Annotated in this window: 21 protein-coding genes; 12 read left to right on the top strand and 9 right to left on the bottom strand. The window is 38.3% G+C overall.

Annotated features, from left to right (window positions below):
• Positions 1 to 35 precede the first annotated feature (35 nt).
• Positions 36 to 1,034 carry an NAD(P)/FAD-dependent oxidoreductase gene (locus J1899_RS18275; protein WP_214475661.1) on the bottom strand — a complete coding sequence of 333 codons (999 nt, stop codon included), beginning with the start codon at positions 1,032 to 1,034 and terminating at the stop codon, positions 36 to 38.
• A gap of 326 nt (positions 1,035 to 1,360) precedes the next feature.
• Between J1899_RS18275 and J1899_RS18270 the strand changes: the two genes are divergently transcribed.
• The 5 genes from J1899_RS18270 to J1899_RS18250 all read left to right on the top strand — a co-directional run bounded on the left by J1899_RS18270 (position 1,361) and on the right by J1899_RS18250 (position 5,924).
• Positions 1,361 to 2,575 carry an NAD(P)/FAD-dependent oxidoreductase gene (locus J1899_RS18270; protein WP_214475659.1) on the top strand — a complete coding sequence of 405 codons (1,215 nt, stop codon included), beginning with the start codon at positions 1,361 to 1,363 and terminating at the stop codon, positions 2,573 to 2,575.
• Between the two features lie 1,224 nt (positions 2,576 to 3,799).
• Positions 3,800 to 4,282 (top strand): NUDIX domain-containing protein, encoded by a 483-nt coding sequence (locus J1899_RS18265; protein WP_214475657.1) that lies wholly within the window; start codon positions 3,800 to 3,802, stop codon positions 4,280 to 4,282.
• A 155-nt stretch (positions 4,283 to 4,437) separates the two neighbouring features.
• A complete protein-coding gene (locus tag J1899_RS18260) occupies positions 4,438 to 4,563 on the top strand; it encodes a YuiA family protein (protein WP_161598880.1) in 126 nt (41 codons plus the stop codon).
• Between the two features lie 178 nt (positions 4,564 to 4,741).
• Positions 4,742 to 5,065 (top strand): YuiB family protein, encoded by a 324-nt coding sequence (locus J1899_RS18255; RefSeq protein WP_066442800.1) that lies wholly within the window; start codon positions 4,742 to 4,744, stop codon positions 5,063 to 5,065.
• A gap of 154 nt (positions 5,066 to 5,219) precedes the next feature.
• The gene (locus tag J1899_RS18250) at positions 5,220 to 5,924 is read left to right on the top strand and encodes a 3D domain-containing protein (RefSeq protein ID WP_214475655.1); all 705 of its coding nucleotides are present in this window, start codon (positions 5,220 to 5,222) and stop codon (positions 5,922 to 5,924) included.
• A gap of 68 nt (positions 5,925 to 5,992) precedes the next feature.
• Here J1899_RS18250 and J1899_RS18245 read toward each other — a convergent pair whose 3' ends face one another.
• On the bottom strand, positions 5,993 to 6,472 hold the full coding sequence (locus J1899_RS18245) for a divergent PAP2 family protein (RefSeq protein ID WP_066442802.1): 480 nt from the start codon (positions 6,470 to 6,472) through the stop codon (positions 5,993 to 5,995).
• Between the two features lie 244 nt (positions 6,473 to 6,716).
• Between J1899_RS18245 and J1899_RS18240 the strand changes: the two genes are divergently transcribed.
• Positions 6,717 to 8,222 (top strand): leucyl aminopeptidase, encoded by a 1,506-nt coding sequence (locus tag J1899_RS18240; protein WP_214475653.1) that lies wholly within the window; start codon positions 6,717 to 6,719, stop codon positions 8,220 to 8,222.
• 39 nt (positions 8,223 to 8,261) lie between these two features.
• On the opposite strand, the gene J1899_RS18235 is transcribed toward J1899_RS18240, so the two are convergent.
• Together J1899_RS18235 and J1899_RS18230 are read right to left on the bottom strand one after the other, a co-directional pair.
• The gene (locus tag J1899_RS18235; RefSeq protein WP_214475650.1) at positions 8,262 to 8,822 is read right to left on the bottom strand and encodes a GNAT family N-acetyltransferase; all 561 of its coding nucleotides are present in this window, start codon (positions 8,820 to 8,822) and stop codon (positions 8,262 to 8,264) included.
• A 74-nt stretch (positions 8,823 to 8,896) separates the two neighbouring features.
• Complete coding sequence (locus J1899_RS18230) at positions 8,897 to 9,433, bottom strand: GrpB family protein (protein WP_214475648.1); 537 nt, start codon at positions 9,431 to 9,433, stop codon at positions 8,897 to 8,899.
• A gap of 286 nt (positions 9,434 to 9,719) precedes the next feature.
• Between J1899_RS18230 and J1899_RS18225 the strand changes: the two genes are divergently transcribed.
• Complete coding sequence (locus J1899_RS18225) at positions 9,720 to 11,171, top strand: IS1182 family transposase (RefSeq protein WP_214475527.1); 1,452 nt, start codon at positions 9,720 to 9,722, stop codon at positions 11,169 to 11,171.
• A gap of 215 nt (positions 11,172 to 11,386) precedes the next feature.
• On the opposite strand, the gene J1899_RS18220 is transcribed toward J1899_RS18225, so the two are convergent.
• Positions 11,387 to 11,857, bottom strand: a complete 471-nt coding sequence (locus J1899_RS18220) for a CBO0543 family protein (RefSeq protein ID WP_066442806.1) — start codon at positions 11,855 to 11,857, stop codon at positions 11,387 to 11,389.
• 197 nt (positions 11,858 to 12,054) lie between these two features.
• On the opposite strand from J1899_RS18220, the gene J1899_RS18215 reads away from it, so the two are divergent.
• The 4 genes from J1899_RS18215 to J1899_RS18200 all read left to right on the top strand — a co-directional run bounded on the left by J1899_RS18215 (position 12,055) and on the right by J1899_RS18200 (position 16,286).
• The gene (locus tag J1899_RS18215; RefSeq protein ID WP_214475647.1) at positions 12,055 to 13,215 is read left to right on the top strand and encodes a TIGR04053 family radical SAM/SPASM domain-containing protein; all 1,161 of its coding nucleotides are present in this window, start codon (positions 12,055 to 12,057) and stop codon (positions 13,213 to 13,215) included.
• Between the two features lie 192 nt (positions 13,216 to 13,407).
• Positions 13,408 to 14,718, top strand: a complete 1,311-nt coding sequence (locus tag J1899_RS18210; RefSeq protein ID WP_214475645.1) for a Na+/H+ antiporter family protein — start codon at positions 13,408 to 13,410, stop codon at positions 14,716 to 14,718.
• A gap of 128 nt (positions 14,719 to 14,846) precedes the next feature.
• Positions 14,847 to 15,440 carry a sulfite oxidase-like oxidoreductase gene (locus J1899_RS18205; protein WP_066442809.1) on the top strand — a complete coding sequence of 198 codons (594 nt, stop codon included), beginning with the start codon at positions 14,847 to 14,849 and terminating at the stop codon, positions 15,438 to 15,440.
• Between the two features lie 90 nt (positions 15,441 to 15,530).
• The gene (locus J1899_RS18200) at positions 15,531 to 16,286 is read left to right on the top strand and encodes a DeoR/GlpR family DNA-binding transcription regulator (RefSeq protein WP_066442810.1); all 756 of its coding nucleotides are present in this window, start codon (positions 15,531 to 15,533) and stop codon (positions 16,284 to 16,286) included.
• Positions 16,287 to 16,395: 109 nt separating this feature from the next.
• On the opposite strand, the gene J1899_RS18195 is transcribed toward J1899_RS18200, so the two are convergent.
• The 4 genes from J1899_RS18195 to J1899_RS18180 form a co-directional block, all read right to left on the bottom strand.
• Complete coding sequence (locus tag J1899_RS18195) at positions 16,396 to 16,920, bottom strand: MerR family transcriptional regulator (RefSeq protein WP_246586519.1); 525 nt, start codon at positions 16,918 to 16,920, stop codon at positions 16,396 to 16,398.
• A gap of 283 nt (positions 16,921 to 17,203) precedes the next feature.
• Complete coding sequence (locus J1899_RS18190) at positions 17,204 to 18,250, bottom strand: alpha/beta fold hydrolase (RefSeq protein WP_246586518.1); 1,047 nt, start codon at positions 18,248 to 18,250, stop codon at positions 17,204 to 17,206.
• A 1-nt stretch (position 18,251) separates the two neighbouring features.
• Positions 18,252 to 18,608: a hypothetical protein gene (locus J1899_RS18185; RefSeq protein WP_214475640.1), complete on the bottom strand. Its 357-nt coding sequence runs from the start codon at positions 18,606 to 18,608 to the stop codon at positions 18,252 to 18,254.
• 49 nt (positions 18,609 to 18,657) lie between these two features.
• Positions 18,658 to 19,434, bottom strand: a complete 777-nt coding sequence (locus tag J1899_RS18180) for a glucose 1-dehydrogenase (protein ID WP_214475638.1) — start codon at positions 19,432 to 19,434, stop codon at positions 18,658 to 18,660.
• A 237-nt stretch (positions 19,435 to 19,671) separates the two neighbouring features.
• Between J1899_RS18180 and J1899_RS18175 the strand changes: the two genes are divergently transcribed.
• On the top strand, positions 19,672 to 19,923 hold the full coding sequence (locus tag J1899_RS18175) for a hypothetical protein (protein WP_214475636.1): 252 nt from the start codon (positions 19,672 to 19,674) through the stop codon (positions 19,921 to 19,923).
• Positions 19,924 to 19,951 lie beyond the last annotated feature (28 nt).

Raw genomic sequence — 19,951 nt, 5'->3', positions numbered from 1 at the left:
AAAGGCTTAGCCTTTCGGAGTTTTTTATATGAAGATTATTTATCAAATAAAGAAGTACTGTGTAATGGCTGTACTCTTGCTTTTGGATCAATATATGATTTCGCGTTATTTACCGCTGTTGGTGCCTCACCAAATCCGCTTGCAATTAGTTTCACTTTCCCATCATAAGTTGAGATGTCACCTGCAGCATAAATACCTTCGATGTTTGTCTCCATTTTGGAATTTACCACGATGGAATTCTTTTCAATATTTAATCCCCACTCTTTGATTGGACCTAAGGAAGAGACGAAACCGTAGTTTACAATGACAGCATCGACATCGAAAACTTCTTTTTCTTTGCTTGTTACATTCTCTAACACGACCTGATGAACACCTTCATCATTTCCAACTAATTCAGACGGCACATATGGTGTTTTTACTTCAACTTTTGAATTATGAAGGTTTTCAACACTGTGCTCATGAGCGCGGAACTTGTCACGACGGTGTACAATGGTTACTTTTTCAGCAATTGGTTCAAGCATTAAAGCCCAGTCAACAGCCGAATCTCCGCCGCCGAATACAACAACCTTTTTGCCGGCAAACGAATTAAGATCATCAATAAAGTAATGAAGATTTTTTCCTTCATATTCCTTCGCACTTTCTAATTCAAGTCTGCGAGGCTGGAACGCACCATTTCCGGCAGTAATGATAATAGCTTTTGTATAATGCACATCTTTATCTGTTGTTAATTTAAAGGTGCCATCAGCCTGCTTTTCAAGCTGCTCAACAGCTTCTTCTAAGCAAATAGTTGGTTCAAACTTTGCCATTTGCTCTTTTAAATTATCTACTAGTTCTTGAGCACGAACTTTTGGAAAGCCGGCAACATCATAGATATATTTTTCAGGATATAGTGCACTTAATTGTCCGCCAAGCTGCGGCAAGCTTTCAATAATTTTAACGGATGCCTGTCTCATACCGCCGTAAAAAGCAGTGAAAAGTCCTGTTGGTCCTCCGCCAATAATGGTTATATCATAAACTTTTAGATCTTCACTCAAAGTTAATCCCTCCAAATATGTATTTTTCACTTTCATTAATATTACCATAAATACGTCTTTTGCTCACCATTTCTTAAACTGGCAACAGAATCTTTTCTGATTAGTCTAAAAATTAATAAAGTAGGATTTTATCTTGAAAAACATGTGAAAGTAGCATAATATGAAATGGGAGTATTAATGTTAATTTTCTGTGACAATTTTGGAACATTTTTTTGTCCATGTTCGTGAATTGGATCACAATCTTTTTCTGTTTTTTGTAAAATAAAATAGTATAAAATTGCGGAACATAATGTTACGCAAAAAATTAAAAGGTGGAAGTGATAGACTTGAGAAAGCCAAAAATAGTAATTCTAGGTGCAGGTTACGGCGGATTAATGACTGCTACTCGCCTTCAAAAGGCTGTAGGGACAAATGAAGCTGACATCGTATTAATAAATAAAAATGATTACCATTATGAAACGACGTGGCTGCATGAAGCATCAGCAGGAACACTTCATCATGATCGTGTAAGATATGATATTTCGGGTGTAATTGACCGAAACAAGGTTGAGTTTATTCAAGGAACTGCCGTAGAGATCAAGAAAGAAGAAAAGAAAGTATTGCTTGAAAACGGCGAAGTAGAGTATGACTATTTAGTAGTTGCACTAGGCGGAGAATCTGAAACATTTGGCATTAAAGGCTTAAAAGAGTATGCATTTTCCATTATAAATGTAAATGCTGCACGCCAAATCCGTGAGCATATTGAACTGCAATTTGCAACATACCATACAGAAGAAGAGAAAAAAGACGAACGCCTTACAATTGTAGTAGGCGGAGCTGGCTTTACTGGAATTGAATTCCTTGGTGAGTTAGGAAACCGTATTCCTGAGCTATGCCATGAGTATGATATTGATATTCACAAAGTAAAAATCATCTGTGTCGAAGCGGCACCAATGGTTCTTCCAGGATTTGATCCGGATCTAGTGGAATATGCAGTAGCACACCTTGAGAAAAAGGGTGTTGAATTCCGTATCGGCACAGCGATTAAAGAAGCTACTCCTGAAGGAATTATCGTTGCTAAAGGTGAAGAAGAGCCAGAAGAGATTAAAGCAGCTACAGTTGTATGGGCAGCTGGTATCCGCGGAAATGGTATTATTGAGAAATCTGGTATCGAAGCAATGCGCGGCCGTGTAAAAGTAAATCTTGATCTGCGAGTACCAGAGCATGAGAATATCTTTGTCATCGGTGACTGCTCACTAATGATTAATGAAGAAATTAATCGCCCATATCCTCCTACTGCACAAATTGCGATGCAGCAAGGTGAGACTTGTGCAAAAAATATTGCTGCACTTATTCATAACAAGCCTTTAGAAAACTTCAAGCCAGATATTAAAGGTACAGTTTGTTCTTTAGGAGAAAACGATGCAATTGGTGTTGTTTTCGGCAAAAAATTAGTAGGGAAAAAAGCTTCCTTCATGAAAAAAGTGGTTGATAACCGCTCACTTTACATGATCGGCGGAGCAGGCCTTGTATTGAAAAAAGGTAAATTTAACGTTTTATAATAAATGAGGGAGAGCAGACTGTGTTTGGTCTGCTCTTTTTTTTGTTGGGGAGATTTCGGCGGTTTAGGTGAGATGGTGGGAGTTGTATGTTATAGTTTTTGGGTAGGGTGGTTAGGCACTAATAGGCTGTGTTTGGCTTGAATCTTTGAAAAAGAGTCTAGTTATGGAGATAATCGCTCTGTGTGGTAGCAAAATCTAAGTTTTCGCTTTAATCAAGCCGCAAAAACCCAATATCTGGATAACGGAGTCCTGTTTCTGCGCTAATCGCGCCACGAAACCCCAATATCTGGATAACAGAGTCGCGTTTCTGCTCTAATCGCGCCACGAAACCCCAATATCTGGATAACAGAGTCGCGTTTCTGCTCTAATCACGCCACAAAACACCAGTATCTGGATAACAGAGTCGTGTTTCTGCTCTAATCACGCCACAAAACCCCAATATCTGGATAACAGAGTCCTGTTTCCGCTCTAATTGAGCCACAAAACCCCAATATCTGGATAACGGAGTCGTGTTTCTGCTTTAATCACACCACAAAACCCCAATATATGGACAATGGAGTCCTGTTGCTGCGCTAATCACGCCACGGAACCCCAGTATCTGGATAACGGAGTCGTGTTTCTACGCTAATCACGCCACGGAACCCCAATATCTGGATAAAAGAGTCGTGTTTCTGGTTTAATCACGCCACAAAACCCCAATATCTGGATAATGGAGTCCTGTATCTGCTCTAATCACGCCACAAAACCCCAATATCTGGATAACGGAGTCCTGTTTCTGCGCTAATCGCGCCACGGAACCCCAGTATCTGGATAACGGAGTCCTGTTTCCGCTCCAATCACGCCACAAAACCCCAATATCTGGATAACGCAGTCGCATTTCCGCTCTAATCGCGCCAAGAAGCCTTAATATCTAGATAAAACAGTCGTATTTCTACTCTAATCACACCACTTCCCACCAGTATCTAGAAAAAAGGTACAGCTCTTTCTCTAATCCACCTTATTATCCAATATTCTAGAATAAGCAATCACATCTTACTCTTTATCTACCCTTATTTCCCATCTAAACAAAAATGCAGCAAATCGAACAACCATCTATTCCAATAAACTAACCTACCTATAAATTGACCTGTGATCTCCTGCTGTTTCAACTGTAAATTTCAATTTTTATCTATGTTAAACTGTTTAATAAAGAAGAGGTAAAATCGCAGTCAGGGAGGAATCTAGATGAGCAAAAGGGGAAAGGTTTGGCTTGCAGCAGCTGGTTTAGTTATTTCTGAGCAAGGTGAATGGCTTGTAGTAAAGAAAAAATATGGGGGACTAAAAGGGATGTGGTCGATCCCTGCCGGCTTTGTACATGAAGGAGAAACAGCAGATGCTGCTGCAGTGAGAGAGGTTTTTGAGGAAACTGGAATTGCTTGCAAGGTAAAAGGAATGATTGGTTTAAGAACAGGGGTCATAAAAGAGGAAATCAGTGATAATATGCTGATCTTTTTATTGGAGCCCATAGCCGAAAAAAACATTACAATACAGGAAGAAGAAATAGAAGAAGCAACATTCATAAAATCGGATTACATTGTTAATCAAGCAGAATCCTCCATTATGCTAAAGCATTTATTAAATCGGTCAGAAGAGATCATGCAGCAGGCAATTGAAAACATAAATCCAGGAAATCAGTTTTCATATACGGCATATAAATTATTTTTATAATTTTCCGAAATATTAAGATAATAAAAGAAAAACAATGCAATAGGTAGTTGTATGCGTTTACAGTAAAGGTTTTCAGTTAAAATTAAGCCTTTCCAAATGGTTTGATCCTTGATATATTATCAGAAAATTCAGTAGTAAGAGGAGATGACAACGCAATGAAATCAAACAGCTATGATACAAAAAATTGTCCATATTGTTCAGGAAAGGGTTATTTTCAGCTCTTACTTGGCGGGTCAGAAACATGCTCCTGCTGCGGAGGATCAGGAAAGAAAAAAAGTTAACAGTATATAGTAAAATTCCGTTTAATAAAGCTCTCAGATTGAGGGCTTTTTGTTTTGAGTTAATGATGGGTTCTCACTTCTAAGTTAGAGAAATCTCCCTTTCCTCCCAATTTTAGTTGACGGAATTCTATTTTTTTCAGTACACTAAATATTGATGTGCTAAGGGGGACAAATACTAATGCAGATGACCATATTTGTATTGCCAATTTCCATGCTTTTATTTTTTGTTTTATTTTTTGGAATCGGTTTTATTTTGAATATGCTTTTAAGAATGTCCTGGATCATGGCAATAATTTATCCAGTTATTGCCATTTTAATTATTGATCAGGTGCGATTCATAGAATATTTTACAAACACAGGATTTGCTTTTTCAGATCTTGGTACAGAATTATCAAGCTTGGCAATGGCAGATATTTTAATTTTAAGCAGCGGATTGGCAGGTGCCATTGTAGCTGGCATTACCATTAAACTGCTGCGCAAAAAAGGATATCGAATGTTTTAAAAGCTCTGCGTTCAAAAAAGCGCAGAGCTTTTTTGTGAATTTTCTTATTGTTCAATAATTTGAAAATAGTAAATTTTTTCGCTTATTCTCTTAACTTATGAATATTTTCTGTTCAGATGGGAAATGAATATGGTTGGGAGGAGTGAAATTTAGTATGAATACATTAAAAAATTGGACAAGACGTATTGTGATGACCATTTTAGTTATGGGTGCAACATTAACGACGTTTGAATCGATCTCAGGAGTAAAAGCTCGAGAAATTGCTGAAGTGGCAGCTGAAAATAATGAATTTTCCCTTATGGAGAAGGTAACACATACATTTAAAACGGTTGGAGTAGCTTTTAAGAAGTTGCAATTAGCAACAGTAGGGGAATCCCAAATCTCTTCAAGTGAGCCTGTGGTTGGAGAGCCTCCAACTTTGGAAGAGTCGATTGATTGGTCACAATATCAGCGAAAAAATGTTGTTGCTACAGGTTATACTGCTTATTATGAATCAACAGGAAAACATCCTAATCACCCAGGATTTGGTATTACATACTCAGGTGTTAAAGTAAAACGTGATTTATATTCAACAGTGGCTGCTGATCTAAATGTATTCCCGATTGGAACCATTTTATTTATCCCTGACTACGGTTATGGGGTAGTTGCCGATAAAGGTGGAGCCATTAAAGGAAATAAACTGGATCTTTACTATGAAACCGTTGATCAAGTTTACCAACATTGGGGAAAGAAGACGCTAGATGTCTATGTTGTGAAAATGGGCGATGGTTCTTTAACAGAAGAGGAACTGACTGCACTGAATGAAAATGAATCCATGCAGGTATTCCGTCAGGCTTATATTAAATCTGCAGAAGAATAATACATGTACATTTCTAAACAAAAAAGACAGGAACTCCCTGTCTTTTTTGTTGTTGCCGGATATCTTTTCTATATGACGAAAAAATAATAGAGGACAAGCGTTAGCAAGACCCCAGTTAATCCGCCGAATAGGACTTCAATCGGCTTATGGCCAAGAAGCTCTTTTAACTCCTGTCTTTTCTCTTGTTCAGGTTTTTTTTGCCAATCCTTTGCTTCATCTAAAAACCTTTGAAAATCGGCAACAAGCTTATTAAGCACAATAGCCTGTTCGCCAGCTTGGCGGCGTACGCCAGTAGCATCAAACATCGTGATGATTGCAAACACAGCGGATACAGCGAACAGAGCGGAATCTAGTCCAGCTTCCAGTGCGACACCAGTTGATAATGCGGTGACCGCGGCAGAATGTGAACTTGGCATTCCCCCCGTACTCGTCAGCAATGACCAATCTAATCTTTTTGTAGCAATAAATGTGATTGGCACCTTTACAAATTGGGCAAAGAAGATGGCAGCTAGTGCTGACCAAAACGGGAAGTTCATAAATAATTCCATAAAAACCACCTTTGAAAAATTTACACTGCTCTAGTTACTATTCTTCAATATTATTTCTCTTCATGCAAATAAATCAACTCTTTTTTATTTTATACAAAAATATGAAATTATATTGAAGCCAAAAAGACACTATGAGAGCAGAATTACACTAGCTAAAAAAGATTTCTTGAAACTGGATGGTTAGGAAGTCGAAATAAATCAGATAATTATGTATAATAATATTATCAATATTGGGGGTGTTAACATGTTTACAGTACAATCAGAATTAAATTTAGCTGCAGAACACGAATGCTTAATTATTGGGCTTTTTGATCAGCCACAGAAATTTGAAGGCAAATTAGCTCGTATTGATGAAGCATTTGATGGCGCACTAACAGAGCTTGTTAAAAATGGAGACATTTCGGCTAAGCCTAAAGCTATTTCAAAAATACATACATTTCAAAAGGTTGGAAGCAAACGCTTCATTTTTGTAGGTCTGGGAAAAGAAAAGGAATACACTTTTGATCTTTTAAGAGAAGCATTAGGAGCAGCGTTTAAACAAGTTCAGGCTGCGAAGATGACCGAAGCAGCAGTTTATCTGGATTCACTTACTGCAGATTCTCTTGACTCTATTGATGCTGCACACGCTGTAACAGAGTCATTTGCTTTAGCAACATATCAATTTGAAGGCTATAAAGAGAAATCAAATGAACCAGAGAAAAAAATAGAGCACCTTTTTGTATACGGTTCTGAGACTGATGCAGAAGAAATAAAAGCTTCTTTAACAGTTGGTTATGCATATGGGATGGGGACGAATTCTGCCAGAACACTTGTGAATCTTCCAGGCAATATGCTTACTGCAACAGATATGGCTGAATATGCCAAAGAACTGGGTGCACGCTATGAATTTGAAACAGAAATCTTAGAAAAAGAAGATATGATTAAGCTTGGCATGGGTGCTTTATTGGCTGTTAACCAAGGTTCTGTAGAGCCGCCAAAAATGATTGTGTTGAAATATCAAGGCAAGGATGAGTGGGAAGATGTCATCGGCTTGGTTGGAAAAGGGATCACTTTTGACACAGGCGGATATTCGATTAAACCGAAAGATGGGATCGTCGGAATGAAAAGTGATATGGGAGGAGCAGCAGCCGTTTTAGGTGCCATGGAAATCATCGGTGAACTAAAGCCTGAACAAAATGTTGTAGCTGTTATTCCTTCTACTGATAACATGATTAGCGGAGCTGCTCTTAAACCGGATGATGTCATTACATCAATGAGCGGTAAAACCATTGAAGTGTTAAATACGGATGCAGAAGGCAGACTTGCATTAGCAGATGCAGTGACATATGCAAAGCATCATGGAGCTAACTATTTAGTAGATGTAGCAACCTTAACAGGCGGAGTAATTGTTGCGCTTGGGACAAATACAACTGGTGCATTGACGAATAATGAAGCTTTGTTTGAACAGATTTTAGAAGCTTCCCATGAAGCTGACGAACCTGTATGGCAGCTGCCGTTATTTGAAAAGGATAAAAAGAGGGTAAGAAGCAGTAAAATTGCTGATCTCAATAATTCACCAGGCCGTGAAGGACACGCCATTATGGGCGGAGCATTTGTTGGGGAATTTGCGGAAAATACACCTTGGGTTCATTTGGATATTGCGGGTACAGCAACAACGAATCAAGCCTATGACCTAGGACCTTCCGGAGCAACAGGTGTAATGGCTCGAACACTTGCATTGTTTGTTGAACGGTTTGAAACACTTAAATAATTAATTTAAGAGAGGCTTCCCTTGGGAGCCTCTCTTATTTTATGGCGAAGGAGCAGCTTCATGTGAGAGAATACCATAACATACAAGATCAATATATTCATTCTCTTTCTTTACATGCTGTCTTAAGATTCCCTCTTTTTTCATTCCTACCTTTTCTAACACTCTTCCTGATGCTGGATTTGATAAAAAGCAGCGAGCAAATACTTTTTGATACTGTTTCTCTTTGAAAGCAAAGTCAATGACGGCTTTAGCTGCTTCTGTACCATAGCCTTTTCCCCAATATTCTTCTCCAACCCAGTAGGCAAGTTCTCCATGATTAAAAAGATGATTGTTAGATAACGCAATTGCTCCGTATAACTCACCCGAAACCTTATCTGTTATGGCAAATTCATATTTCTTATTTTCATTAAAATAGTGTGAATGAAGTCTGATCCACGATAAAGCATCTTCCATTTTGTATGGAAAGGGAAGGTATAAAGTATTTTTATAAATATTGTCATTATTGCATAGCTCGGCAACCCGTGATGCATCATCATTAGTAAATAATCTTAATAGTAACCTGCTGGTTTTGATTGTTTGAGTGGCCTCATTATAGGTCATTCAAAATTCTCCTTTCAGTAGAGCAGACGAAAACGTCTTTGCTTCCACAAGTTGAAATAGAAAACCAAGATGCACTAGTTTTGGCTGGTCCTCTTGCTATAAATGTACTTTATAAACTCCTCTTTATAATCGGTATATTCATTAATTCCAGTTGATGATTTCTCTAAGTACTCTTTTTTAATCTCTAAATATCTTTGTCTAGCTGTTTCGTTTGAATTTAGATAGTCTCTAAAGAAAATCAAATTATTCCAAAGTTCGCTTCTATATTCAGTTAGATGTATATAATGTGTTTTTACTTCATAAGTTTGGTCAGTGAATTTAGCCAATACTATTTCTCCTGGCCGTTCAACCTTTAGCCGTAAAAATCCGCAATTCTTTAAACCGGTAAATAAGCTGCTGTCTGCGTTATTCAAATCATTTACTCCAACTAAAATATCCAAAATAGGCTTTGCAGGCATTCCTTTTATAGCTGTGCTGCCAATATGCTGGATCCAATTCTCGTTCAGTTGAATGTTTTGCAGAAGATGATCTCTCACTCTACTAAACTCTTTTGTCCATTCTGGATTGTAACCCACCAACCTGATTTCATCTCTCTTTAATCCTAACTGCACAAATTCAGCTCCTTTGTGTTGAAAAGACTTTTAAGTAATATTATCATAAAATTCAAAAAATTAGCAGGGGAACTATGCTAAGTAGTCTTAGCTAGAATTACATGCTCGTTAAGGTTTTTAAAGAAGAGGGGATGGAAGAAAGACGATTGATCCGTCGGAGAAGGCTGAGCCCCCGCCGTCTGGGAAAGAGGGCACTGAAAAAGTCCTTTTTAAAGCCAGTGAAACATTGTTTCGCTGGCTTTTTGTTTTATAATGAAAGTAATAATTATATTGCAGGTGAAATCCAATGATCTCCAACCAACAATCCTTTAGTTTCAGCCCATATTCACAAATATACGACCTTGTTGTTCCTCAAGACAATATGTTACGTAAAATCAACGATCTTGTGGACTTTAGCTTTATTCTTGAAGAATTAGAATCAAAGTATTGTTTAAATAACGGCCGGAATGCCGTTCATCCTATTCGTATGTTCAAATACCTCTTACTCAAATCAATCTTTAGTTTATCCGATGTCGATGTTGTTGAACGCTCAAAATATGATATGTCATTCAAATATTTTCTTGAAATGGCACCAGAAGAACCTGTCATTGATCCAAGTTCCCTAACGAAATTTCGTAAACAGCGACTACAAGACATGAATTTATTAGACATGCTTATAAACAAAAGTGTAGAAATTGCGCTAGAGAAAGAAATCATAAAAAGTAAAACGATTATTGTCGACTCCACTCACACAAAATCACGCTATAATCAAAAGTCAGTTAAAGAATTCCTACAGGAAAAATCAAAAAATGTACGGAAATCTGTTTATCAGATTGATGAATCGATGAAAGAGAAATTACCACCCAAAACGATTAGTAATAATGTGGAGGATGAAATCGTTTACTGCCAGGATCTCATAAAGGTCATTGAATCAGAGCCAAGAATTTCAGAAATACCTGCGGTAAAAGAGAAAATAAATGTTTTAAAAGAAGTCGTTGAAGATTGTACAGAACAATTGAGTTTTTCCATGGATCCTGATGCCAAAGTAGGACATAAATCTGAAGAATCCTCCTTTTTTGGTTATAAAACACATCTGGCAATGGCTGATGAACGGATTATTACGGCTGCGGTGATTACGACTGGAGAAAAAAGTGATGGAAAATACCTACAAGAATTAGTGGAGAAAAGCATAGAAACCGGAATGGAAATTAAAACGGTAATTGGAGATACGGCATATTCGGAGAAAGAAAATATTCGTTTTATGAAGAAAGAAGAGTTGGAGCTAGTTTCGAAACTGCATCCACTCGTAACACATGGTACCCGTAAAAAAGAAGACGAATTCACGTTTAATAAAGATGCGGGAATGTATGTGTGTAAGGCAGGCCATTTAGCGACCAAAAAGAAATTTGAGGAAAGAAAGGGCCAAGATCGAAACCAAAGAATGAAATATTTCTTTGATATCGAAAAATGTAAGGTTTGTCCATTCCAAGAAGGCTGTTATAAAAAAGGAGCGAAATCAAAAACATATTCAGTCACCATAAAATCAACCGAGCATAAAGACCAAGAGGCGTTCCAGAATACAGATGAATTTAAGGAGTTATCTAAAAGTCGATATAAGATTGAGGCTAAAAATAGTGAACTGAAGCATGGACACGAGTATGATACAGCGAAATCCTCGGGTTTATTTGGCATGCAAATTCAAGGGGCCACAACCATATTTGCAGTCAATCTAAAACGGATTTTAAAATTAATGAAGTGACTAAAGAGATAAGACAACCCAGAAATTAAGGTATTAAGACAGAAAAAGCCACTTTTCTATCTGATAAAAGACAGAAAATGGCTTTTTTGCTTTATAAAATTCATTATAGATTCCCACTGGGTTAAACAAGAAACATAAAATTATAAGAAAATCAGTGCCCTCCTGGGAAAGGGACTAAGCTTTCCCCAGCAGAAATCCATCAATCTGATTTGCATTTAGTCTATTCTTCTAATGAAAGCAATAATGCCGCGGCATACTAACAGTTTTAAAGCCAAGCTAATAAGGGAGTGATGCCAATCCCATCCCCTTTTCCATGTAATCAATTTAGTTTTCCTTTCGGCAAAGGTTTCGATTATGACTTGAGGGATTATAAAAGGAAACAACTTTAGAATAAGGCCAAGAGGCTTACTGTCGACCGTCCATTGATTATAGTAAAGCAGCAGCAGTGGATAAAGAATAAAGTCAAAAGGCAGATGAATGACATACTTCGGAAATAACCGGTGCGGATATTTTAAAAAACCTTTTAGCACTAAATATTTATCGATAAAGGAATTGCCAATCACTGCTACAAGGTAAATAATGACCCAATCCTTTGTTGAACGTTTGAATATGGCAAATGGCAATAGAACAAGTCCAATGACACTGATGCCGACTAAAAATAATTTAGATGATTTCTGATTTTTCATTTTGCCCACCTCTTTATTATTTTGTTTCAAATTTAAATATCTACTCATGAATTATTCGTTAATCGTCTTTTTAGATTGTTTGAATGTGAACAAATTTTCGAATTTATAATAGCTAAATGTAACAAATACCACAGCTTGTCAAATCAATCCTCGATATACTGACTTTGAACAATAATAAATGGGAAAATGGTGATAACATGCATGGCAAAATGGGAGGACATCCCGGACATATGAACAGGTCGTCAATGGACTTTAATGAAAACCCTTTTATCGTTATTTGGGAAGTAACTAGAGCATGTGAATTGAAATGTGTTCACTGCAGAGCCGACGCACAGTTAAGGCGTGATCCTAATGAACTGACAACAAAAGAAGGTTTTGAATTAATTGATCAGATATATGAAATGAATAAACCAATGCTTGTCTTTACCGGCGGAGATTGCATGATGAGGGAAGATTTGTTTGAACTTGCTGAATATGCGGTGCAAAAAGGTATGCGTGTGTCTATGACGCCAAGTGCAACAGCAAATGTCACAAAAGAGAAAATGGAGCGCGCCAAAAGTGTCGGGCTTTCCCGCTGGGGACTTAGTTTGGATGGACCAACTCCAGAAATTCATGATCACTTCAGGGGAACATCTGGCTCTTTTGATTTAACGGTTGAAAAAATCCACTATCTAAATGAACTGAACATGCCGCTGCAAATTAATACTGTTATTTCACGCTACAACTATGACCACCTTGAGCAAATGGCAGAACTGGTTAAAGATTTAAAAGCAGTGATGTGGTATATCTTTTTGCTTGTTCCTACAGGAAGAGGGCAGCAGGATGCATGCTTGACACCACTTGAACACGAAAAAGTGTTTAAATGGCTTTATGAATTAGGCAAAACAGCTCCTTTTGATATTAAAACAACTGCTGCTCAGCATTACCGCCGTGTTGTTTTGCAGCAGAAAGTGAAGGACAAGCTTGTAGCTGGGGATAAAATTGAGTACGAGGACACAATTGTGAGAGACTCTGCATCAGGCATCGACGGATTGAGCCGTGCTCCAAAAGGCGTCAATGATGGAAATGGCTTTATATTTGTATCACATACAGGGGACGTATTGCCAAGCGGACTTCTCCCAATTAGAGTTGGAAATGTGCGTGAAAAACCACTAAAGGACATATATCGAAATGCCCCGGTCTTAAAGGAATTGCGTAATCCAGATCTTTATAAAGGCAAATGCGGTGTATGTGAATATCGATTCGTTTGCGGAGGATCCCGCTCTAGAAGCTATGCTGTTACAGGCGATTACCTTGAGAGTGAACCATATTGTGTATACATTCCGAAAGAATTAAGAGGGAAGAAGGCAGTATTGTAAAAGTAGAAGCCGGAGATTTATTTCTCTGGCTTCTGTTTTATTATTAACGCAACAAAAAGAACTCCATACTCTTTATCACACTAGCGAACTAAAATAAAATGATTGACATGCACTACAATAATATGATAATTTTATAATCGTATTTTAGTTCTCTACCAATTTATCGTAATAAAGTAAAAGGGGTTTACTATTATGAATTCAGTCATCATTGCTGTATTAATTATGCTATTACTTAGCTTATTCAGAGTAAATGTTGTTCTCGCGTTAATCACAGGTGCTGTAGTCGGAGGGTTAACGGGTGGCCTTAATCTAACAGAAACGATTGAAGTCTTTTCAGGCGGTCTTGGCGGAAGTGCAGAAGTTGCATTAAGCTATGCACTGCTTGGCGGATTTGCGGTTGCAATCTCAAGCACAGGTCTTCCGAATGTATTAGTAGACTGGGTGCTGGGCAAGGTAGCTGTGAATGGAGAAGGCCGAGGAAAAACACTGTCGAAGGCTTTTATGATTTTTGCTATTTTATTAATGGCCTGCATGTCACAGAATGTTATTCCCATTCATATTGCCTTTATACCGATTTTGATTCCGCCGCTTTTAAAGATTATGAATGAACTGCAAATAGATCGCAGACTGATTGCAGCAGTGCTGACTTTCGGGTTAACGGCTCCGTATATGCTGATTCCTGCTGGGTTCGGACAGATCTTTCATGAGATCCTTGCAGAGAACATGAATACTAGCGGACTTGCTATAAATATGAATGATATTCCGGTAGCAATGCTGATTCCGGTAGGCGGGATGGCAGTTGGTTTGGCTATTGCGTTTATATCATATAGAAAAAATAGAAGCTATTCAGATATTAGTGTTGTCGATCAAGAAAAAATCTCGTATCGGAAAAAGGATATCCTTTTCGGACTGGCAGCCATTGCGGCAGCTCTTATTGTTCAAATTGTTACGGATTCTATGATTATAGGTGCTGTATCAGGACTAATTGTTCTGTATATCAGCGGAGCTGTTAAGTGGAAGGAAGCTGATCAGCTTTTAACAGATGGCATGAAAATGATGGCCTTTATTGGATTTGTCATGCTGGCAGCGTTTGGTTTCGCAGAAGTAATGAAGGCAACTGGTGACGTAGAGTCACTCGTTCAGCTTGCGGCAGATGCAGTAGCTGGGAATAAGGCAATGGCTGCCTTGCTGATGCTTGTTGTTGGTTTGCTGGTGACGATGGGAATTGGTTCTTCGTTTTCAACTATTCCTATTATTACAACGATCTTTGTTCCGCTTGCACTAGAACTTGGCTTCAGCCCAATGGCAACGATCGCACTTGTTGGAACAGCAGCTGCCCTTGGGGATGCAGGTTCACCAGCGTCTGATAGTACACTTGGACCGACATCTGGATTAAATGCAGACGGTCAGCATAACCACATCTGGGATACATGTGTTCCAACATTTCTTCACTACAATATCCCGCTTATCGCTTTTGGCTGGATTGCAGCAATGATTCTATAAATGAGAGAGTGTCCATTCGCTTGGGCACTTTTTTTATTATATAGGCATTTTGGAATGTAAAATATATCACTATCCTTATGAATCAGGTATTAGGGTATGATAAAAGTAAAAACAAAGGAGAGGTTCATATGTATTTCGGAAAAATAAAAAAACATACTTCCTCCAGAGTTCCGCCGAATCAGAATGTCACAACAACTTTTCCAGTTCTTCACCATGGCAATGTTCCTTATTACTCTGACATGAGTCAATGGTCGCTGCAGATCTTCGGAGAGGTACACTACCCTATAACATTAGGATATGATGAAGTATTAAAGCTGGAGCAGAAAGAGTATCAAAATGATATTCATTGTGTCACGGGCTGGTCGAAGCTTGATACGGTATGGACAGGTATATCCTGCAGGTCTATTGCACAGCGTGTAAAAGTAAAAGAGAATGCTCGCTACGTCATTTTACATGCGGAGGAGGATTGGAGCACCAATATTCCGATAGAGGATTTTATGAAAGAAAGCAGTTTGCTTGCTCATTCCTACAACCATGAAAAGCTGACTCCTGAGCATGGTTTTCCATTGCGTGCCGTTTTTCCGCATCTGTATTTTTGGAAAAGTGCCAAGTGGCTAAGAGGCATTGAATTTTCAGCAGTGGATACACCAGGATTTTGGGAGAGAAACGGCTATCATAATTATGGTGACCCCTTTAAGGAGCAGCGCTTTACATGGGATTGACGTAAATTCATTAAATTACTTGAATTCACTTAAATAATGACTTAAAATTAACTAGAAATACTTACAATTACTTAAAAAGTAGCTGATCAAATGTACCAAGAAGAACGAATTATTCGGATCATGCATTATTTAAAGGAAAACAACTCGATTTCCATTGATCAAATTTGCCATCTTTTTGATGTCTCACGTGATACCGCACGAAGGGATCTTGTTAGACTTGAAGAAGACCGTGTGATTATTCGAACCCGAGGCGGTGCGATTTTGCCGTCATCTCATCATGAAATAAAAAATTATGAGAAAAGGCTGATTACGGTATCAAAAGAAAAGAAGAGTATCGGCAAAAGGGCAGCTTCGCTTATTGGCGAAGGAGATAAAGTGATATTGGATGCATCGACAACGGTGCAGTCCTGTGCCGAACAGTTGAATGATATTCCCTGTACGATCATTACAAATTCCATCAATGAGGCTGAAATCTTATCTCATCTTAAGCAAGTGGATATTATTCTGCTTGGAGGCATGCTTCATAAGGAGCATCGTTTCTTGTATGGTTCTTCTGTGATAGAAAAGCTCAGCCATTATCGTGTTGATCGTGCATTTATCGGCGTTGTTGGTGTTTCCGAAGCTGGAATTACTTTGGCGCATGAAGAGGATGGTATGGTGAAAAGGAAAATGATTCAGCAGGCGAGTCAGACCATCGTTTTAGCGGACCATACAAAGCTTGGTGTTACCGACTTTTTCTGCATAGCCGGACTGGACGAAATTGATTTGCTTATTACAGATCAGATGCCAGATCATGAATTTGTGAAATTGTTAGAGCGATTTAATGTGGAGCTTCTTATCGCATAGTGATGATCGGCGTAACCTATTCAATTAGGGCGTGACAGATTATTTTATGTTTGGTCCACTTTAAATAAAAGCGTTACAGCATCTGCTGTAACGCTATTTAGCTTGTTTTTTATCCAAAAAGCATGGTGAAAAAGCTTTTTCTTTTTAATTTTTTCTCTGGTATCTCCTGATCTAAAAGCAGGAGTGTATCCTGGGGGGGCGGCGGGAAATTCTGCAGAGTGCTGGCTGTGGCTTCAAGAGCAGACATTCGTTCGTTGAGTGACGTAATTTGTTTTTGCAATTCTTCCATTTCTTGACGATGCTGTAAAAGCTGATAGGACACAACATCATCTGCTTTACGATTAATTCGGAGCTCCAGCTCGTCAATTCTCTTAAGAAGCTCGATTGTACGGTGATCTTTTTCTTCTTTTTTCACGATGCCATTTCTTCGCTTTTTGCTTATTACGCTGATTTCCTGAAGATTCTTTCCTGCCTGCAGCTGTTCATGGACTTGCGTCAGTAATGCAACATCATTTTCGGAAAACGAATAATGGCCTAACTCATTGCGTTTCATCTGCAGATCAAGCTGCTTCACCCAGCGCTGAACTGTACTTTTTGATACATTAAGCAATTGCGCGACATTTGTTGTATTCATGAACATTCCCTCCTTTACTGTATATAAAATTCAACTTCTCTCTTTTTTTTCCTGTATGGGTGACAAAAGAAGTTCTTATTAGACAAAGAAGGTGATATTCTAACAATTTTTAGAGGGAAATGTCGGTTTATTGATATAAGGAATAGAGATATTCCTTAAAAACAAAGGCAGCGAAGCCTAAATAACATATGTGAGTATGATGAAAATCAATCGCAGTTTCTTGAGATAAAACACCTGTCACTTACACTACCTCCTCTCAGATAAATTTTATAAAAAGCCGATTTTAGCTTATCCTGATCGGATTTGAGCGGACCGATAACCAACTGCTTAAAAATTCCTGCACTTCCTTATTTGTTGCTAGTGTGGCATGTCCGCCTTTCATAGCAAAAAAAGTTTTATCTTTACTGGAGACAAGATCCATAACCGGCTGAATTTGTTCCTTTGGAACCAAGCGATCAACATTTGATCCAACAGCAAGCAAGTTTGCGTGTATATTTGATAAATTGACAGGAGTCCCATCGATTAAAAATGTTCCATTCATTAATCCATTTTCAATTCCAAGGGTCTGAATCATTTGTTTTAGTGCCGCTCCTGAAAAAGGAATATGTGATTCTGCCCAAAAATTTAATCTTTTCCACTTGAGTGCATACTCTTCATCATAGCTTTTTCTTAATAATGATAAATAAGGAGATACATAGACCGGAGAGACAAATAGCCTAATACCTGCTTTCATTAAGGGAGAGGGTATAACCCCTGCAGTATCAAAAATAGTTTCTAAATCTAGTTCCCCATCTCGGAGTCTATTTTGCCACTCATCAAAAATTGGAAAATAGGAAAAATCAATAGGTGCTACAGCAAGGATCAGATTCTGAATCGGTTCGTCTGCTATTGCAGCATAGATTGAAGCAAATGTGCCTCCCATGCAAAAGCCAATAATGGATATCTGTGACGCACCGCTATGAATTAAGGTACGCTGTACACCTTTTTTAATATAGCGAAGAATATAATCATCCACAGTGAGATCTTTATCCGCGTAGGTTGGAATCCCGAAATCCAGCAGATAAATATCAAAGCCTTTTTCATTCAAAAATTTAATCAAACTATATCCTGGACCTAAATCTAAGATGAAAGGCTGGTTGAGCAGCGAATAAATAAAATATAACGGCGTATCATATTTTTTTTGCTGTGCTGGATAGTACCAGAGGGTGGCTTTATTCTTTTTCCAAACCGCTTGTCTGGGAGTTAGGCCAACTTCAGGAGCTGGACTATTGACTGTTTTAAAGACATTAATCAATCTGTTATTAAAGAGCTCATCCATTTCAGAAGCCATTTCAACGGTTATCCCTTTGTGTTTGATTGGCTGAAAGGATATTTGTCTGTAAATCTTGAATAGCATTTGTTAAGGAGATCATTTGATATTCAAGATTATCAATTTTTTCCTCAGACTGAACAACCATGTTTGTCGTATTTGCCAAATCATTTTTAGTAGGAAAATTAAATGGAACGGAAAGCATTTCCATTGTATTTTGGAGGCTGCTCATTCCTTTAGCCATCCCATTTGCACGCTGTGAGGCAAAATTCACGAATGCAGGTTTATTTAAGTGGTTCTGAATAGAGCGATTGATCATTTGCTCTACTTGAAAACCCGATCTAGTTAATATGTTAAAAAACTGTTGTGTTATATCCATTTTGTTTTATTCCTTTCTATTGTTAAGTGTTTTAGTATACAAAGGTTTATTACAGAGAGGCTGTCAGTCCCCCGTCCAGTACCATGACTTGACCTGTCATGTAATCAGAAGCTTTGGAGGATAAAAAGAGAGCAGCACCCTTAAGATCCTTATCATCTCCAAACCGCGCTGCTGGAATTTTTCTTAAGATGCCAGGTTTAGCATGCTCCATTGCTGCAGTAATTTTTGTAGGGAAAAGGCCAGGAGAAAGGGCATTTACTTGTATATTAAAGGGAGCAAGTTTAACAGCTAAATCTTTTGTAAAAGAAATGACAGCGCCTTTGCTCGTACTATAGGCAATCGCATCTAAGAATGCTGCCGGTGCTCCGTACATGCCTGTAACGGAAGTGATGTTAATGATTTTTCCTGAACCCTGCTGCTTCATGATCGTCGCTGCTGCTTGTGAGAATAAGAATGTTCCTTTTACATTGACATCCATGACCTTTTGCCACTTATCCTCCGGTAATGTAAGAGCATCGCCAATCCAAGAAGCACCGCTGTTGTTGATCAGAATGTCTAATGTACCAAACTGCTGAATTGTTTTTTTCACGACCTGATGTATCTCTTCTGCATTTCTGATATCACAGGCTAAGGCTATGGCTTTTACGTTATAAAGCTCTTGTATTTCTTCACAGGTCTTCTCACATTGCTCCAGCTTTCGGGAGCAAATGACGATATTGGCTCCAGCTTCTGCAAGTGCATGAGCCATTTGCCTCCCCAGACCTCTGCCGCCGCCAGTGACAATGGCTGTTTTTCCTTTTAAATCAAACAAATCTGCTAATTCCAATTCAATGACACCTTCCCTCTTTATCATCACCTGTAAGTCAAATGTCAGCATAACGAAACACTGATGCTGCTGCTCATCATATTTCGTATGGCCAAATAAAAGATTTTCACTTTTCTTATATCATATAGACAAGCATGGGTGATGGTGCTCAAATTGTGTGATTTGCCTGCTGCCTGTTTTGCTGAAGTATAAGTTTTGGGAATGATGGTTAGATATGATAAGAGAAGGAGTGAGAGTGTGCAAAATGATGAAGTGAATTTTGAGCAGGTCTTTACGTTTGCAGGTCATGCTCACTTATATGAGAGGATTGGAAGCAAGCTGTGGATTTATCAGCATTGGAGTGAGGAGGAATTGCACATCTTAGAGCTTTTTCTGCAGGTATACGGGTTTGATGAAGAGCAAGCATTGTTTATGGATGACTTCCTCTATCATTTTCGAATTTTTAAAAATATGCATCAATATCATGATATGTCAAGGTATCATTTTTAAGTGGAAAAGGTGAGGTCCCAAGCATGGG

The sequence above is a fragment of the Cytobacillus gottheilii genome (assembly GCF_018582665.1).
Classification (GTDB): Bacteria; Bacillota; Bacilli; order Bacillales; family Cytobacillaceae; genus Cytobacillus; species Cytobacillus gottheilii.
The sequence above is the reverse complement of the archived record's forward strand: the minus strand, read 5'-3'. Positions and strand labels throughout refer to the sequence as shown.